This window comes from Pseudomonas sp. CFBP13508, assembly GCF_005233515.1.
Lineage (GTDB): Bacteria > Pseudomonadota > Gammaproteobacteria > Pseudomonadales > Pseudomonadaceae > Aquipseudomonas > Aquipseudomonas mercuritolerans.
In genome coordinates, this window is sequence record NZ_QFZZ01000001.1 from 237,715 (window position 1) to 253,705 (window position 15,991).

Genomic DNA, 15,991 nt, shown 5'->3' on the forward strand with positions numbered 1-15,991 from the left:
GATCCGGTGTCTTCTGAATCTAGAACAATGGCGAGCGCACAATGTTCAGATTGTTGTTATTGGTATCGCCTGGATTTTTTCAAAGTGTAGCGAATCCGATGGAATTTCCAGAACCGCCGGCCAGCGGCGAATCCCGAAAGGGCGAGACTTCCCGCACAAAAACCGGATAATGGCCGCCATTCGTTTAGCCGTATTCTGGTAATCCCGCATGGAAATCAAGGTCAACTTTCTCGACAACCTTCGACTTGAAGCCAAGTTCGACGACTTCACGGTGATCGCCGATCAGCCCATTCGCTACAAGGGCGATGGCTCGGCACCGGGGCCGTTCGACTACTTCCTGGCGTCGTCGGCCTTGTGCGCGGCTTACTTCGTCAAGCTGTACTGCGACACGCGCAACATCCCGACAGAGAACATTCGCCTGTCGCAGAACAACATCGTCGACCCGGAAAACCGCTACAACCAGATCTTCAAGATTCAGGTCGAATTGCCCGCCGACATCTCGGACAAGGATCGCCAGGGCATCCTCCGTTCCATCGACCGCTGCACCGTGAAGAAGGTGGTGCAGACCGGCCCCGAGTTCATCATCGAAGAAGTCGACAACCTCGACGCCGATGCCCAGGCCTTGTTGATGCCGCAGTCCGATTCCCAGGCTGGCACCTACATCGCCGGCAAGGACCTGCCGCTGGAACAGACCATCGCCAACATGTCGAAGATCCTTGCCGACCTCGGCATGAAAATCGAAATCGCTTCGTGGCGCAACATCGTGCCCAACGTCTGGTCGCTGCACATTCGCGACGCGCATTCGCCGATGTGCTTCACCAACGGCAAGGGCGCGACCAAGGAAGGCGCACTGGCGTCGGCGCTGGGCGAGTTCATCGAGCGCCTCAATTGCAACTTCTTCTATAACGACCAGTTCTGGGGCGAAGACATCGCCAATGCCGAATTCGTCCATTACCCGGACGAGAAATGGTTTAAGCCAGGTCCTAAGGACGAGTTGCCAAGCGAGATTCTCGACGACTACACCCTCGGCATTTACAACCGCGACGGCGAACTGCGTGGCTCGCACCTGTACGACACCAACTCCGGCAACACCCAGCGTGGCATCTGCTCGCTGCCGTTCGTGCGCCAGTCGGACGGTGAAGTGGTGTACTTCCCGTCCAACCTGATCGAAAACCTCTACCTGAGCAACGGCATGAGCGCCGGCAACACCTTGGCCGAAGCGCAGGTGCAGTGCCTGTCGGAAATTTTCGAGCGCGCAGTCAAACGCGAAATCCTCGAAGGCGAAATGGCTCTGCCGGACGTACCGCAAGAGGTACTGGAGAAATACCCGAGCATCCTCGCCGGCATCAAAGGCCTGGAAGAGCAGGGCTTCCCGGTGCTGGTCAAGGACGCCTCGCTGGGCGGTGAATTCCCGGTGATGTGCGTGACCCTGATGAACCCGCGCACCGGCGGCGTCTTCGCCTCGTTCGGCGCGCACCCGAGCCTGGAAGTCGCGCTCGAACGCAGCCTGACTGAACTGCTCCAGGGCCGCAGCTTCGAAGGCCTTAACGATTTGCCGCAGCCGACCTTTTCCGGCCAGGCAGTCACCGAGCCGAACAACTTCGTCGAGCACTTCATCGATTCCAGCGGTGTGGTGTCGTGGCGCTTTTTCAGCGCCAAACCAGACTTCGAATTCGTCGAGTGGGACTTCTCCGGCCAAGGCGAAAACTCCAACGCCGAAGAAGCCGCGACCCTGTTCGGCATCCTCGAAGACATGGGCAAGGAAGTCTACATGGCGGTCTACGAGCACATCGGCGCCAAGGCCTGCCGCATCCTCGTGCCGGATTACTCGGAGATCTACCCGATCGAAGACCTGATCTGGGACAACACCAACAAAGCCCTGCAATTTCGCGCCGACATCCTCAATCTGCACAACCTCAGTAAGGTTGGCCTGCGCAATCTGGTACAGGGCCTGGAACGCAGCGAGCAGGATGACTACACCGATATCACCACGCTGATCGGCATCGAGTTCGATGACAACACACCATGGGGCAAGCTGACGATTCTGGAACTGCGTCTGCTGATCTACCTCGCGCTGCAGAAGTTTGACGAGGCCAAGGATCTGGTTGAGGCGTTCCTGCAATACAACGACAACACTGTTGAGCGCGGCTTGTTCTATCAGGCTGTGAATGTGGTGCTGGAGATGGAGCTGGACGAGGATCTCGAGCTGGAAGACTACGAGGCCAACTTCCGTCGGATGTTTGGTGACGAGCGTATGGATGCGGCGATTGGGTCGGTGAATGGCAGTGTGCGTTTTTACGGTTTGACGCCAACGAGCATGAAGCTGGAAGGGCTGGATCGGCATTTGCGCTTGATCGAGAGCTATAAAAAGCTGCATGCGGCGCGGGCGGGTGTGGCGGCTTTGTCGCGTTGAAGAGCTGGCTCAGGACGTTTCGCTTTCGGCTTGAGTGTGGCTGCGAGGCTTGAACCGCAGCCCCTCACCCCAGCCCTCTCCCGAGGGAGAGGGAGCCGATTTGTGTGGTGTTCAAAACCTGCACTCGACTCGGTATCTCGGGCCGGCGTACTTCGCATGTACAACTCGGTCAGTTCCCTCTCCCTCCGGGAGAGGGCTAGGGTGAGGGGCTTTTCAGGATTTGAGTTCGACCCGGTTTCCCGGGTCGGCGTATCTGCACCAAACACCGCGGTCAGTTCCCTCTCCCTTTGGGAGAGGGCTAGGGTGAGGGGCTTTGGCTTTAGCGGCCATGCGCTGCATCCGCCAACTGCCCCGTATCCACCCGCACAAACACCGAATCACCCACCGCCGTGAGCACTTCCCCTGCATACACCTCGCAAATCACCCGGGTCTTGCGCCCGACTTCACCTTCGACCCGTGCACGCAAGAGCAGCGTCACGCCCATCGGCGTTGGCTTGATGAACTTGATCCCAAGGTTACCGGTGACGCAGTCGATGCGCGGCTGGCTGCCAGCTTCGCGGTTTTCTGCGCGGTAGTGCCAGGCCATGGCGGTCCAGTTGGAGTGACAGTCGACGAGCATGGCGATCAGCCCGCCGTAAACCAGATCCGGCCAGCCGCAGTATTGGGCTTCGGGCATATGCTCGGCGATGACGTGGCTGCCGTCCTCATCCCACCGACTTTTCACGTGCAGGCCTTGCGGATTGCGGCCGCCGCAGCCGTAACAAACGCCTTCGGGGGCGGCGAGGTCTTGCAGCGGGATGTCGTGGCTGGACATGGCGGGTTTCATCCTGGAGTGGCGAGGCCGGACAGGCGCAAGCGGTTGCGTCCGCCGCGTTTGGACTCGTAGAGCGCGGCGTCGCCAAGTTCGATCAGCGCCGCCAGACTGGCCGGCGGTTTGTCGAACAGGGTGGCGCCGATGCTCAAAGTCACCGCGGCGGACGTGGGATAGGTGTGCGACGCCAAGGCCAGAAACTGTTCGCGCAAGGCATTGCCCAGTTCAAGGATAGCTTCGGCTGACGCGTTGTTGAGCAGCATCAGAAACTCATCGCCACCCAGCCGCGCCGTCAGCGCATGGGGCGGCAGCTGGGCGCGGATCATCTCGCTCAGAGCAATCAGCAAGCGATCACCGGCGATATGCCCGTACTGGTCGTTGACCAGTTTGAAGTTGTCGATATCGATCAACAGCAACGCACCCGGTCTTTGCGCGGAGACACCGGCCAACAGGCGAGGCGTGCGTTTTTCCAGGGCCCTGCGGTTGTAGAGGGCCGTGAGCGGATCGCGCTCGGCGAGGCGGGCAATCTGTTTTTCCCGGCGATAACGCTCGGTGCCGGTCATCGACAGGGCGATCAACATGATCGCCATCGCGCCTTCGACCAGCGAGATCTGAATGATCTCGCCACGAAACGCCGCCAGATCGATCAGCGTGCCGGGGATCACCACGGTCAGGGCCTTGGCCACATAAAAGATGCCGTGGCCGAGCAGCACATAACGCAGTTGCACCGCGCCAACGCTCAACGACTTGCCGTGCGGGCGCAGCAGCGAACTGGCCTTGAGGGTCGGGATCGCCACCAGCAGCGAGTTGGCCACCAGCATGGCCTTGGACCACAGCGGGCCGTCCGGCAACATCAACATGATCAGCCACGTCGCGAAAATCAGGTACCACGCCGGCGACAGTCGGGTCTGGGTGAAGCGCGCCACACCGAGCAGGAAAAAGAAGTGCGCGGTCACCAGCAGGCCGTTGGCGAACCAGATGCCCAGCAGCAGAAAACCGCTGCTGCGCAGCAGCGCGAGGGTGGAACCGATGGTGATGGTGGCGAAACCGGCGCTCCAGAACAGCAGCGAAGGCTCACGGATGCTGCGCCACTCGACCGCCAGGTACAGCGCGGCAGCGGCTGCGAGGGCGATCGTGATGGTCAGCATCGTTGGCGGGTCGAGCGGCATTTCCGGGCAAGCCTGTTTGTATGGCAATAGGCCTGCGATTGTAAGCGTTTGGTCAGGTTTTTCGCAGGGGGCGCGTTGCCGGGCAGACCACTGGCGCTTCAGCGGTCACTCTTGCGGGCTTAGCCAGGTGTCTACCACGCGGCGATCGAGCTCTTCCCAATAGGCCATGCCCAGCACTCGCGTGGTGTTGAGCCCGCGCAGGTAACCGCGCAGTTGCTGGGCAGTGTCGCGGATCACTTGCGCATCGCGGCTGTTTTTGTCCAGCAGGACGCTTTCGTACTGCATCAGGTATTCGGCTACGCGGTCGCGATATTCGGGCAGCACGGCGTCACGGATCAGATCAAACGTTCTCAAGGCGAGACCCTCATCATTTTTCTTGGATGTATCCAGTGTGCATCAGTCTGCGCGACACGCAACTATTGCTGGAAGTAATAGTGACCATCAAGAAACGCAAGTTCTGCTTTGCCGGCGATCGGCGGAAAATCGCCTCCATCGAAGACGCAGCTCAAGGAAATTGCGCGATGAACATTCTGACTCGACTGGCAATGATCGCCCTGCTGATGGGCGGGGTAGTTACCGCACCGGCTTACGCAGACGACGCCCGGTCGTGTCACCTTCAACCCATCGCTGCCAGCGCCTCGGCCTTGCAGCACACGCAGACAGTGGGTGTGTTGTTGAGCGAAAACACGTTGCAGAACCTGCAATACCTGGAGCGCTACCACGACATGGCGCTGAACGGTGCGAAAGACGCACTGGATTCGCGTATCCGCGACGCCTTTGTCGGCAGCTCCGACCCGGAACTGGCCCTCGACTGGCTGGTGAGTTCGCTGCAACAGCAGTTCGTCTCGGTGACCGTCTACGACAACCTCGATGCGCTGGTTCAGGCCCATCCGGACGTGGTGGTCAAGCTCGACACGTTCAACCGCTTGCTGACTCAGCGCAACAGTTTGGTCGAGGCGCGCTTCTCTGCACGGTTCTACGACGCCGACCTGCAATACATCGGCAAGGCCGAGGGGGCGATTGAGCAAGAGTTGCCTTCGGTGTGGGTGCACAACCAGGCGGCGCCACAAATCGCCGCGCAGATCAATCAGCAGCGTGACCTGCAACTCAATGCGCTGAAGCAATTCGATGTGTCGCTCAAGGCCCTGGTGGCGTCGAGCTGATTCTTAAAACGTAAATGGCAACGGCGGCGCCGTGAAGTCGAACCGTTGCCGGTTGAACCGAACCTTTATTTTCAGGATTACCCAGATGCGTCCTTTATTCGTGCCAGCCATGGCTTTTGTTTCCCTGTTGCTCGCCGGTTGTGCTTCGGCGCCGAACGATCCGACCCTGACGTTGCAGACCAGCAAGACGCCGGCGCAGTACGCCGATTGCGTGGTGCCGAAATTGCAGGGCAGTGCGTTGAATCCGACGGTTTCGCAGAGTCAGCGCAGTTATCGGATTGTGGTGCCGAGCAAGGTGTCGGCGGATAACGTGCTGGAGGCGTACAAGGCGGGGAAGGGCGGCAAGGTGTTCATTTATGAGCGACATTTGCTGGCGTCGAATTTGTTGCCTTCGAGTTTTGAGCGGGCGGCTCAGGATTGCATTTGATCTGAGCGCTTGACGGGTTTTGACAGAGCTCCTTTGGTTGGCCGCAACCAACCAATTTTTTCGCCCCACACTGGTTTTCGGTTGTGGGGCTTTTTTTGGGTCTTGGCGGCCTTTGGGCCGACCATGCTCTTCGGGTTTTGGGTGTATATCCGTTTCTGCGGGTGTGGCTGATTACGGTTCCGCTCTTACAGCGGGTCACTTTTTCAAACGCCGGAATGCCGGCCCAGCAAAAAGTAACCAAAAGGCTGCGCCCTGACGTTCGGCCCGCTCGCTGGGGCTCGGGGTTCCTTCGCTCCGGGATCGATCCGGGCGCAGCGGCTACGGTTTGCTCCGCTGGACCTCCTTCCGCTGTGTCTGGCTGCGCCAGACGGTCGCTGCGCTCCCACCCCCGGATCAATCCCTCCACTCAGCCTGCCGACGGGCTCCAGGATCAAAAGCTACTCGAGCTTGCGCTCATTGTTGAGTGGGGCGGCTTCGCCGCGGGCAGCTGCGCTGCTTTTGCTTTTCTGTGGGAGCGAGCCTGCTCGCGAAGGCGGCCTGACAGCCGACCGTTTTCTCACTGCATGCATCCGATCAAAACTGCAAGAGTGAGCCTGCTCGCGATGGCTGTGTATCAGGCAACACGATGATGATTGGGGAGTGTTCTTTTGTCTTGCGATCCGGTTTCTCCAGGGACGGCCCTCACCCTAAACCTCTCCCAGAGGGAGAGGGGACTTGGTCGAGGTGTTTGTTGAAGATGCGCCGACCTGAGACTCTGCGTCGAGCTCGTTCTTGGATTCAACGAAGATCGGCTCCCTTTCCCCCTCGCCCCCTGGGGGGAGAGGGCTGGGGTGAGGGGGCTGGATTTCACTGACTCAACGCAATCTGCAGCCTATCCCAAACAACCATTCACCCGGTCACACACCCAACCGGCACTTTCCCCGCAAACGTATCAACCAGACTCGCCACGACCATTTCCCCCATCCGCGTGCGAGTCTGCAATGTTGCGCTGGCCCGATGCGGTTGCAGCACCACTTGTTCATTAGCAAACAACGTTTCAGGCACATTCGGTTCATCGACAAACACATCCAGTCCAGCCCCGGCGATTTCCCCAGCCGAAAGCGCGGCAACCAGATCCGCTTCGTTCACCAGTTTGCCCCGGGCGACGTTGATCAGATAACCGTCCTTGCCCAGCGCTCGCAGCACTTGCGCGTCGATGATCGCTTCGCCCTTGTCCGCTGCGGCGGCGAGGATCAGGGCGTCGCTGTCGCGGGCCAGTTGTTTGAGATCGGCGACGAAGGTGTGAGGGACGTCGCTCATCGGTTGCAGGTCGGTGTAGCTGATCGGGCAGCCGAAGGCGGCGGCGCGGGTGGCGATGGCGCGGCCGACGCGGCCCATGCCGACGATGCCGATGCGCATGCCGGAGACTTGTCGGGCCAAGGGCAGCGGGGCGAGTGGGGTCGGGCTTTGTGGCCATTGGCCCGAGCGCACGTAGCGGTCGCTGGTGCACAGGCCGCGACAGACCGAGATGAGCAGGCCGATGGCGAGGTCGGCGACGTCTTCGGTGAGGGCGCCGATGGTGGCGGTGACGCGGATGCCGCGGTCGCGGGCGTAGGCCAGGTCGACGGCGTCGGTGCCGACGCCATTCACCGCGACCACTTCCAGGTTCGGCAGTTGCGCCATCAGCGCCTGGCTGATGCCGGTGTGACCGCCGGTGATCACGCCACGGATGTTGGCGCCGTGTTCGTTTATGTAGGCGGCTTTGTCCGCTTGCTGGAAGTAGCGGCGTACGGTGAACAGTTCGTCCAGACGCGCGTTGATTTGCGGGATCAGGATCGGGCTCAGTTGCAGGATTTCTGGCTTCATGGCTACCTCGTTACGCAATAAAAAGGCCGGCTCAACCGCGGCCGGCAAACGGCATGGCGCTGGCCATGACGGTCATGTTCAGGACGTTGGCCGACAGCGGCAGGCCGGCGATGTAGCGCACCGCGTCGGCGACGTGTTTGACGTCGACCATCGGTTCGACGGCGATGCTGCCGTTGGCCTGGCGTACGCCTTTGGTCATGCGCACCGACATTTCCGTCAGGGCATTGCCGATGTCGATCTGGCTACAGACGATGTTGAATTCGCGGCCGTCCAGCGCCAGGGATTTGGTCAGGCCGAGCACGGCGTGTTTGCTCGCGGTGTAGGCGCTGCTGAACGGGCGCGGTGTGTGTGCGGAAATCGAGCCGTTGTTGATGATTCGTCCGCCCTGCGGCTGTTGTTTGCGCATCAGCCCAAACGCGCCGCGAGCGCAGAGAAAGACACCGTTGAGGTTGGTGTCGATCACGTTGCGCCACTGCTCGAAGGTCAGCTCGTCCAGCGGCACGGCGGGGGCGTTGACGCCGGCGTTGTTAAAGACCACATCGAGGCGCCCGTAGACCTCGGCAATGGTCGCGAACAGCACGTCGACACTGGCCGGATCACGCACGTCGGTGGGCACCGCCAAGGCTTGATAACCCTGGCTCAGCGCCAGTTCGGCCAGCGCTTGCAAGGGCTCGGGCCGGCGACCGGCGAGCACGAGGGTGAAGCCGTCGGCCATCAGGCCCAGCGCCACAGCGCGGCCGATGCCACTGCCGGCGCCGGTGACCAGCGCAACTTTCAAAGAGGTCGTCATATTGTTGTTCTCCTTTTTTCTCAATCCGCTGGAATCAGGGCCGTGGGCCGACGAGCATTTCCAGGTGGCCGATGCCGTCTATGCCAGCGCTGATCACGTCGCCCGGTTGCAGGCTGTCAACGCCGGCGGGGCTGCCGGTCATGATCAGGTCGCCGGCGCGCAGGGCCACGGATTGCGAGATGCGCGCGATTACTTCACTGACCGACCAGATCTGGCTGTCGAGATTGTCGCGCTGGCGTTCTTCGCCGTTGACGTTCAGCCACAACTCGCCCTCGGGATGGCCGCTGCGGCTCACCGGGACGACGGCAGTCATCGGCGCGGCGCCGTCGAACACCTTGGCGCCTTCCCACGGCAAGCCGTTGCTCTTGGCTGCGCGTTGCACATCGCGGCGGGTCAGGTCGAGGCCGGCGGCGTAGCCCCACACGTAGGCGAGCGCTTGATCCTCGGGGATATTGGCGCCGCCTTCACCAATTGCGACGACCAGTTCGATTTCGTGAACGAAGTCCTCGCACACTGAGGGGAAGGCGATGTCGCCGACGGCGTCGACCACGCAGCTCGGCGGTTTCATGAAAAACACCGGCGGCTGGCGCGACTGGCCTTGAGAGTCCGGCCATGGGTAGTTGCGGCCGACACAGAACACCCGGCCAACGGGGAAGCGCTGCTCGGTGCCGAGCACCGGCAAGGTCACCGGCAGATCCGGGGTAAAGACGTATTCGGTCATGTTCATCCTGCGGGTCATCCTGTTTGAAAGGGCAGCGTACGGCGGCTGGCGTCGGCGAAGTTGGACGAAAGCCGCCTGTGTTTGGACAAATCCGGGTTCTTGCCTCAGCGCACCTTCAGCTCGATGCGATACAGGCGTCCGAGCAGTAACGAATAGGAGAGGGTGCCGATCAGCGCGACGCCGCCAATAAACCAGAAGGCATAGGCGAAGGTGCCGGTGGCGTGGACGATGGCGCCGATCACGATCGGCGTGACGATGCCGCCGATGTTCGCCGCCAGGCTGGTAATGCCGCCGGTGAGGCCGATCAGCTCTTTCGGCGCGACTTCCGATACCGCCGCCCACGACGAGGACGCGATGCCCTGGGCGAAGAAGGCGATGGTCAGCACGGCGATGCAGATCAGGTTGGAGTCGGTGAAATTGACCAGCACGATCGACATGCCCAGCATCGAACCGACCACCAGCGGCAACTTGCGCGCAAACGACATCGAGTAGCCGCGACGGATCAGCAGGTCGGAAACGATGCCGGCCAGCAGAATCCCCACCGTGGCACCGACGAAGGGCAGCACGGCGAAGATCCCGGCCTTGATCATGGTCAGTTTGCGTTCTTCGATCAGGTAGGTCGGGAACCAGGTAAGGAAGAAGTACAGCGCCGAGGTGCTGGCGAATTTGCCGATGCAGATCGCCCAGATCTGCCGATAGCTGAACAGCTCGGCAATCTGCCGCCAGTTGAAGCGGGTGCGCTCCTGGCTGCTCTTGACCAGACCGCCGCCGGTTTCGATGTACTTCAATTCTTCCTGGCTGACTTTCTTGCAGTTCAGCGGATCGCGATACAGGTACAGCCACAGCACACCGAAGACGATGCCGAGTGCGCCGGTGCTGTAGAACACGTGGCGCCAGTCAAAAGTGGTCGCCAGCCATAACAGCGCGCCGGTGAACAGCGCCGTGCCGAGGTACTGGCCGCACACGTAAATGCTGCTGGCCATCCCGCGTTCCCGCGCCGGAAACCACACCGTCACTGCGCGGCTGTTGGCCGGAAAAGCCGGGGCTTCCATGGCGCCGACCGCCAGGCGCAGGCCGAACAGCGAAGCAAATCCTGTGGCGAAGCCCTGGCAGACGGTGACGGTCGACCAGCTGATCAGCGAAACGCCGTAGGTGAAGCGCGAGCCAAACCGATCGGCAATGAAGCCGGCCGGCACCAGCGCCAAGGCATAGGTCCAGGCGAACGCGGAAAAGATCAGGCCCATCTCGATCTTGTCCAGGCCCAGGTCCTTGGCCATGAATGGCGCGGCGATCGAGATGTTCACCCGGTCGATGTAATTGATGATCGTCGCGATCAGCAGCAGCGACAGCATGAACCAGCGCCGCCGCGTAGGCAGGCGCTGCGCCGTAACGGCATCGCGTGCACCGGCAATCACCGGCGGCACCGTGGCACTGGAAGAATGGGAGTTGGACATGCGGAGACCTCGTTATTGTTAGAAGAGTCGAGATTTTTCGAGCAGCCGATGCCGTTGCCCGCAACGTGTGGGGCAAGGCAATCGGACGGCTTGCAGCGCGGGTTTCAGACGTTCAGGAACGTCTTTGTGCGATTGATTTCAAGGGGAGGTCGGGCGGGGCGGCGAGGGGAAATAGCAGGATCATGACGTGCGCACCTTTGATTGTTTTTGAAAGAGGTTGGGCTGCGTTGGTCATTACAGTGGTCGTACAACGGTTCTAAATCAACCGATGGGTTAGAACGTTTTTTCTTGAAAAAAGTGGGTTTGGCGAACGTGTCCAAAAAGATAAATACGATTTGTCTTGAGAATAAAGATCAGATCCAACTCCCAAGCGTATGAAAAATAACGACTAATTGTATTTTTATAATAATGCGGTTTTTGGACAGGCACATGGCGTGGCTTCTTTCAAAAAAGCTAACGTCATCGTATGACTCATTGCCGCCCACCGCCCAACCCTGCAAGATGACAGGCGCTACCTCACTGCCCGGAGGACCTTCTGCCCATGTCTTCACCCAGCCGTATCCCGACTTACGTCATGCAGCAACGCAGCGAATTGACCGATTTCTACATTCGCGACAAAAAGGGTCGGCGCGCCGAAACCGCGCCGCACCGGCACGAGTACTTCCAGATCCAGATCAACCTCGGTGGCGACACCGTGCAGCACATCGGCAGCGTGCAGCGGCCATTCCCGCGCAACACTCTGGCGTTCATCCTGCCGCACCGCGTGCATGTGATTCCGCATCCCGCAGACAGTAATTTCATCGTCATCAATTTTTCCCAGACGTTTCTATTGCCGCATCTGCAATGCGACCCGATGGATCTGGAAGAGGTGTCGATCCTGCTCGCGCCTGAGCTGTCGCCGTTCCGCTTTCAGGAACATCTGGATTTCATTTTGGGCGATGAGGATTTCGCTCAGGTCTGCGGCCTGATCGAACAGATGCGCGCACTCGATGAGAACCGTCAGTTCGGCACGCGGGAAATGCTCAAGGGCTTGTTGCTGCAGATGATCGGCAGCGTGTGTTTTCTCTACGCCGAGCCGCTCAAGCGCCTGGCCGAAGAGAATGCTGCCGAGAACAGTCGTCGCGACGCCTTGAGCCGCATGTTCGAGTATTTGCGGAAGAACATCGCCGATCCTGATCTCAACCTGATCAAAGTCGCCGCTGCGACCTATCTGTCACCGACCTACCTGACGCACTGGTTGCGCAAAGAGATCGGCAAGACCTTCACCGAGCTGGTGCTGGAGCGGCGCATGCACGCGGCGCGCAACTTCCTCCTCAACAGTACGCGCTCGGTGGGCGAGGTGGCGCGGTTGTGCGGGTTCGCCGATGAGGCCTATTTTTCCCGGCGGTTTCGCCAGATTCATGGCCAGCCACCGGGGCAGTTCCGCCGCCGCCAGCTCAACCCCGACACGCCGCAGACGCCACTGAATACTTAGAACGGCGCTCAGACCCACTTGAAGCGGGCAGGGAAGCGCGCGACAAAACAGGTGCCCGTTTCACGGTCGGATGTCACGCTCAAGGTGCCGTTGTGCGCATTGGCAATCTGCCCGGCGATGTACAAGCCCAGTCCCAACCCTTCATGACGCTGGCCTGCTTCGGAACGGGAAAACGGTTCGAACAGCAGCGGCATCAGCGCAGGCGGGATCGGCGTGCCCTGATTGGTCAACGAAATAACGATTTCGTCGCCCTCGGCAAAGGCTTTGAGCACGATCGGTTCGGCGGTGGAGCCGTGGGTCACGGCGTTGCCCAGCAGATTCGACAACAACTGGCTGATCCGCAGCGGGTCGCAATAGACCCCGGCCGGCACCTCCAGCGAATCGATAAACTTCGCCTGCGGGTAGGCCACCTGGATTTCTTCCAGGGTCTGGCGCAGCGTTTGCTGCAAGTCATCGACCAGTTTGCGCTGTACCGGGATGCCACTGCCGAGCCGACCCCGAGCGAAGTCGAGGATGTTTTCGATCAGCACGCCCATGCGCACCGAGCTGGTGCGAATCGCCGACAGCAGCGTGCGCGAGCGCTTGTCCTCGACTTTGCTTTCCAGCAGATCGGCGCTCATGCGAATGGCGCTGAGGGGCGTGCGCAAGTCATGGCCCAGTACGGCGATGAACTGCTCGCGCAGACGGCCCATTTCGTTGGCATCGGCCAGCGCGGTTTTGGTCGCGTGCAAATGGCCTTGGGTATCCAGGCTCATCGCAATCAATTGGGCGAAGAGGGTGAGGGTCTTTTCGATGGCCGGGTCGTCGAGGTTCGCCGGCACCGAATCAATGGCGCACAGCGTGCCGAAGAACTCGCCATCGGCCTTGATGATCGGAATGGAAATGTAGCTTTCCAGACCGTAGGTTTTCGGCGTGTGATGCGTGGAGAACAGCGGGTGCTGGCTGGCATGGCCGAAGATCACCGGCTGATGGTGCTGACGGATCTCATGACAAATCGTCGATTCCAGCACCAGTTCGCCGCCGGGCAACAGGCCGAAGTCAATCGAATCATCCACGGCGCAGGCGATCCACTTGCTCTCGGTGACCCGCGCTACGGCGGCGAAGCGCATGCCGGTCATATGCTTGACCATGCTCAGGATCACCGGCACAGCGTCAATGCTGCCGATGGCTTCGAGGTCGGAGGAGAAATCTGTCTGGGGCATGGCCGGTGCTTCGCGAAAGTGTCGCCAGAGACTATCGGTAATTACCGGCCTTGCCTAATGAACCTGCAAAAAAGGGCACCGGGAAAACTCCCGGCGCCCTGTGTGGTGCTTGCTGAGCGCTATCGCCTCAGAACTTGTACTTGGCGGTCATCATGTAGCTGCGCGGGGTGCCGTAGTTATCGGTCGAGCCCCAGGTCACGTCGGTGCCGATGGAGGAATAGTACTTGCGGTCAAAGATGTTGTTGGCATTGACCTGCAGGTCGAGGTGCTTGTTGACCTCGTAACCGGCCATCAGGTCTGTGACCGCGTAGCCGCCCTGTTCGAGGCGATAGCTGCCGCCGTTGGCCAGAGCGATGTCGTTGTACATGCGGCTCTGCCAGTAGACGTTGCCGCCCACGCGCAGTTTTTCCAGCGGGCCTTTGAAACGATACACGGTGGAGACCTTGAACAGGTGCTCGGGCATGTCGGTGTCGAATTTCTGGTTATTGTTGGCCGGGTTTTCGTCCTTGATGTAGTGGGCGCGGGTGTAGGTGTAGCCGGCGCCGACTTGCCATTGCTCGGTCAGTGCACCTTGCAGTTCCATGTCCACGCCTTGGGCGCGAACCTTGCCGGAGGTTTCATAGCAGGTCAGTTCCGGGCAGCCGAGCTGGGTTGCTGCCTGAGTGGCGCGGTTGGTCTGGTCCATCTGGAACACTGCCACGCTGCCGTTCAGCGCGCCGTCGAAATATTCGCCCTTGATACCGACTTCGTAGTTTTCACCGACAATCGGCTCAAGCACTTTGCCGCCGAGGTCCTTCTGGGTTTGCGGGGTGAAGATGTCGGTGTAGCTGGCGTAGACCGAGTGATGGTCATCGAGTTTGTAGATCAGGCCGGCGTAACGGGTCAGGTTGCGCGTGACCTTGAAGTCACCGTCGGCACTGCGATCGTCGTAGTCATACCAGTCCAGACGACTGCCGAGGATCAGCGTCAGCGGATCGGCCAGGCTCAAGCGCGTGGTCAGGTAAACCGCGTCCTGGGTGGTGACGTTGCGCGACTTGCCACTGCGCACGAAGTCAGGCTTGGGCGCGGCGATCGGCAGGCCGGTGTCGTAGGGCGCGTATTCCTTGGTGGTGGCGTCGTACACGCGGTTGCTGGCGCCGACTACCAATTCGTGGGTACGGCCGAAGGCTTCGAACGGGCCGCTGGCGAAACCGTCGAAGGCGAGTTGCTTGTCGGTGTGGTGCGATTGGTAGGCGGTGGTTTCCAGCGGGCCGTCGTAGCGCGACAGGTACGTGCCGGAGAATTCGCCCTCGAGGGTTGAGGTCGAACCGCCGAGGTGCAGTTTCCAGTCATTGGCGAAACGGTGTTCGACTTCACCGAACACGGTGTCGACCTGCAGCTTGCGGTTTTCCCAATCGGTGCCCGGGTAGGTGGAGCGGGGCAGGTCGAGGTGGTGGCCGTCTTCGCCGATCGGCAGGCCGCCCCAGAAATAGTTGGTCTGATCGTTTTGCCGCGAGAAGCCGAGGGTCGCGGTGGTGCTGTCACTCAGGTCGGCTTCACCGATGGCGTAGAACAGGCCGTGATCGTTTTCTTCCTTGTCGCGGAAACTGTCGGCGCCCTGATACGACGTCACCACCCGGCCACGCAGGGTGCCGCTGTCGTTCAGCGGGCTGGAGGCATCGACTTCGCCACGGTAGTCATCCCAGCTGCCGGCGGCGCCGGTGAGGGTCACGCGCTGGTCAGCGGTCGGACGCTTGCGCACCATGTTGATCGCCGCCGACGGGTTGCCGGCACCGGTGACCAGGCCGGTCGCACCACGGACGATTTCCACCCGGTCGAACATCGCCAGATTCGGTTGCACTGCCAAAGTGAACGGCGAATACGAGCTGGGCAGACCGTCGTACATGATGTTGTCGATGTCGAAACCGCGCGCCTTGTAAGTCTGCCGGCCCGGGCCGCTGGCCTCGCTGAGGAACAGCCCCGGCGTGCCGCGCACCACGTCGTTGACGCTGGTCATGTTCTGGTCGTCCATGCGCTGGCGAGTGATCACCGTCACCGCCTGCGGCGTTTCGCGCATGGTCAGCGACAGCTTGGTCGCGGTCTGCATCGGGCCGGTGGTGTAGGACTGCGTGTCTTCGGTGGTGCTGCTCATCTGCGTGGCGCCGATTTCGGTCGCTTGCAGTTCCAGCGGGCCATTGGTGGGCGCAGTGGCTGCGGTTTCTTCAGCCAACGCAGGAGCGATGCTGGCCATGCCGATGGCGATTGCGAGGAGGTTAGGTGAAAGGTTCGAGCGGCGGTGAATGGTGTGAAACGACATCTATCTGCTTCCCCAAGATTTACCCAAACGAAACTAATGCGAGTGCATGTAAGAATTATTCGCATTAGTATGTCGGAAGTTTCCGGGGGAATAAACCCGTACGAGTCAGTTAGTTAACGATTTTTTCACAATTGGATTCGATGGCCTTCGGACGCAAATGTGGGAGCGAGCCTGCTCGCGAAGGCGGTGGGTCATTCAACAGATGCGTTGTCTGATACTCCGCCTT

General features: G+C 60.6%; 13 protein-coding genes. 4 read left to right on the forward strand and 9 right to left on the reverse strand.

Features of this window, described 5'->3' with window-relative positions; translation table 11 throughout:
* Nucleotides 1-208 precede the first annotated feature (208 nt).
* A complete protein-coding gene (locus PspCFBP13508_RS01140; RefSeq protein WP_110599287.1) occupies nucleotides 209-2,413 on the forward strand; it encodes an OsmC domain/YcaO domain-containing protein in 2,205 nt (734 codons plus the stop codon).
* Between the two features lie 319 nt (nucleotides 2,414-2,732).
* Here PspCFBP13508_RS01140 and PspCFBP13508_RS01145 read toward each other — a convergent pair whose 3' ends face one another.
* From PspCFBP13508_RS01145 to PspCFBP13508_RS01155, 3 genes are all read right to left on the reverse strand, one after another.
* The gene (locus PspCFBP13508_RS01145; RefSeq protein WP_137213400.1) at nucleotides 2,733-3,227 is read right to left on the reverse strand and encodes a PaaI family thioesterase; all 495 of its coding nucleotides are present in this window, start codon (nucleotides 3,225-3,227) and stop codon (nucleotides 2,733-2,735) included.
* A gap of 8 nt (nucleotides 3,228-3,235) precedes the next feature.
* On the reverse strand, nucleotides 3,236-4,393 hold the full coding sequence (locus tag PspCFBP13508_RS01150) for a GGDEF domain-containing protein (protein WP_073474876.1): 1,158 nt from the start codon (nucleotides 4,391-4,393) through the stop codon (nucleotides 3,236-3,238).
* Nucleotides 4,394-4,498: 105 nt separating this feature from the next.
* The gene (locus PspCFBP13508_RS01155; protein ID WP_122699173.1) at nucleotides 4,499-4,747 is read right to left on the reverse strand and encodes a hypothetical protein; all 249 of its coding nucleotides are present in this window, start codon (nucleotides 4,745-4,747) and stop codon (nucleotides 4,499-4,501) included.
* A 167-nt stretch (nucleotides 4,748-4,914) separates the two neighbouring features.
* Between PspCFBP13508_RS01155 and PspCFBP13508_RS01160 the strand changes: the two genes are divergently transcribed.
* Both PspCFBP13508_RS01160 and PspCFBP13508_RS01165 read left to right on the forward strand, forming a co-directional pair.
* Nucleotides 4,915-5,556 (forward strand): class II glutamine amidotransferase, encoded by a 642-nt coding sequence (locus PspCFBP13508_RS01160; protein WP_051600691.1) that lies wholly within the window; start codon nucleotides 4,915-4,917, stop codon nucleotides 5,554-5,556.
* 85 nt (nucleotides 5,557-5,641) lie between these two features.
* On the forward strand, nucleotides 5,642-5,983 hold the full coding sequence (locus tag PspCFBP13508_RS01165; RefSeq protein ID WP_137213401.1) for a hypothetical protein: 342 nt from the start codon (nucleotides 5,642-5,644) through the stop codon (nucleotides 5,981-5,983).
* Between the two features lie 888 nt (nucleotides 5,984-6,871).
* On the opposite strand, the gene PspCFBP13508_RS01175 is transcribed toward PspCFBP13508_RS01165, so the two are convergent.
* The 4 genes from PspCFBP13508_RS01175 to PspCFBP13508_RS01190 form a co-directional block, all read right to left on the reverse strand.
* The gene (locus tag PspCFBP13508_RS01175) at nucleotides 6,872-7,828 is read right to left on the reverse strand and encodes a 2-hydroxyacid dehydrogenase (protein ID WP_137213403.1); all 957 of its coding nucleotides are present in this window, start codon (nucleotides 7,826-7,828) and stop codon (nucleotides 6,872-6,874) included.
* Nucleotides 7,829-7,859: 31 nt separating this feature from the next.
* Nucleotides 7,860-8,618, reverse strand: coding sequence for an SDR family oxidoreductase (locus tag PspCFBP13508_RS01180; RefSeq protein ID WP_137213404.1), 759 nt, complete (start codon nucleotides 8,616-8,618; stop codon nucleotides 7,860-7,862).
* A 34-nt stretch (nucleotides 8,619-8,652) separates the two neighbouring features.
* On the reverse strand, nucleotides 8,653-9,345 hold the full coding sequence (locus PspCFBP13508_RS01185; protein ID WP_137213405.1) for a fumarylacetoacetate hydrolase family protein: 693 nt from the start codon (nucleotides 9,343-9,345) through the stop codon (nucleotides 8,653-8,655).
* 98 nt (nucleotides 9,346-9,443) lie between these two features.
* Nucleotides 9,444-10,793 carry an MFS transporter gene (locus tag PspCFBP13508_RS01190; protein WP_122507058.1) on the reverse strand — a complete coding sequence of 450 codons (1,350 nt, stop codon included), beginning with the start codon at nucleotides 10,791-10,793 and terminating at the stop codon, nucleotides 9,444-9,446.
* 541 nt (nucleotides 10,794-11,334) lie between these two features.
* Between PspCFBP13508_RS01190 and PspCFBP13508_RS01195 the strand changes: the two genes are divergently transcribed.
* Complete coding sequence (locus PspCFBP13508_RS01195) at nucleotides 11,335-12,267, forward strand: AraC family transcriptional regulator (RefSeq protein ID WP_024012697.1); 933 nt, start codon at nucleotides 11,335-11,337, stop codon at nucleotides 12,265-12,267.
* A gap of 8 nt (nucleotides 12,268-12,275) precedes the next feature.
* On the opposite strand, the gene PspCFBP13508_RS01200 is transcribed toward PspCFBP13508_RS01195, so the two are convergent.
* Together PspCFBP13508_RS01200 and PspCFBP13508_RS01205 are read right to left on the reverse strand one after the other, a co-directional pair.
* A complete protein-coding gene (locus PspCFBP13508_RS01200) occupies nucleotides 12,276-13,469 on the reverse strand; it encodes a GAF domain-containing sensor histidine kinase (RefSeq protein WP_024012698.1) in 1,194 nt (397 codons plus the stop codon).
* A gap of 127 nt (nucleotides 13,470-13,596) precedes the next feature.
* Nucleotides 13,597-15,765: a TonB-dependent siderophore receptor gene (locus PspCFBP13508_RS01205; protein ID WP_137213406.1), complete on the reverse strand. Its 2,169-nt coding sequence runs from the start codon at nucleotides 15,763-15,765 to the stop codon at nucleotides 13,597-13,599.
* Between the last annotated feature and the right edge of the window lie 226 nt (nucleotides 15,766-15,991).

Bases quoted from the DNA above. Each gene is read 5' to 3' on its own strand.
- PspCFBP13508_RS01195 (WP_024012697.1), top strand. From the start codon at position 11,335: ATGTCTTCACCCAGCCGTATCCCGACTTACGTCATGCAGCAACGCAGC.
- PspCFBP13508_RS01205 (WP_137213406.1), bottom strand. From the start codon at position 15,765: ATGTCGTTTCACACCATTCACCGCCGCTCGAACCTTTCACCTAACCTC.
- PspCFBP13508_RS01190 (WP_122507058.1), bottom strand. From the start codon at position 10,793: ATGTCCAACTCCCATTCTTCCAGTGCCACGGTGCCGCCGGTGATTGCC.
- PspCFBP13508_RS01165 (WP_137213401.1), top strand. From the start codon at position 5,642: ATGCGTCCTTTATTCGTGCCAGCCATGGCTTTTGTTTCCCTGTTGCTC.
- PspCFBP13508_RS01185 (WP_137213405.1), bottom strand. From the start codon at position 9,345: ATGAACATGACCGAATACGTCTTTACCCCGGATCTGCCGGTGACCTTG.
- PspCFBP13508_RS01160 (WP_051600691.1), top strand. From the start codon at position 4,915: ATGAACATTCTGACTCGACTGGCAATGATCGCCCTGCTGATGGGCGGG.
- PspCFBP13508_RS01150 (WP_073474876.1), bottom strand. From the start codon at position 4,393: ATGCCGCTCGACCCGCCAACGATGCTGACCATCACGATCGCCCTCGCA.
- PspCFBP13508_RS01140 (WP_110599287.1), top strand. From the start codon at position 209: ATGGAAATCAAGGTCAACTTTCTCGACAACCTTCGACTTGAAGCCAAG.
- PspCFBP13508_RS01180 (WP_137213404.1), bottom strand. From the start codon at position 8,618: ATGACGACCTCTTTGAAAGTTGCGCTGGTCACCGGCGCCGGCAGTGGC.
- PspCFBP13508_RS01200 (WP_024012698.1), bottom strand. From the start codon at position 13,469: ATGCCCCAGACAGATTTCTCCTCCGACCTCGAAGCCATCGGCAGCATT.
- PspCFBP13508_RS01145 (WP_137213400.1), bottom strand. From the start codon at position 3,227: ATGTCCAGCCACGACATCCCGCTGCAAGACCTCGCCGCCCCCGAAGGC.
- PspCFBP13508_RS01175 (WP_137213403.1), bottom strand. From the start codon at position 7,828: ATGAAGCCAGAAATCCTGCAACTGAGCCCGATCCTGATCCCGCAAATC.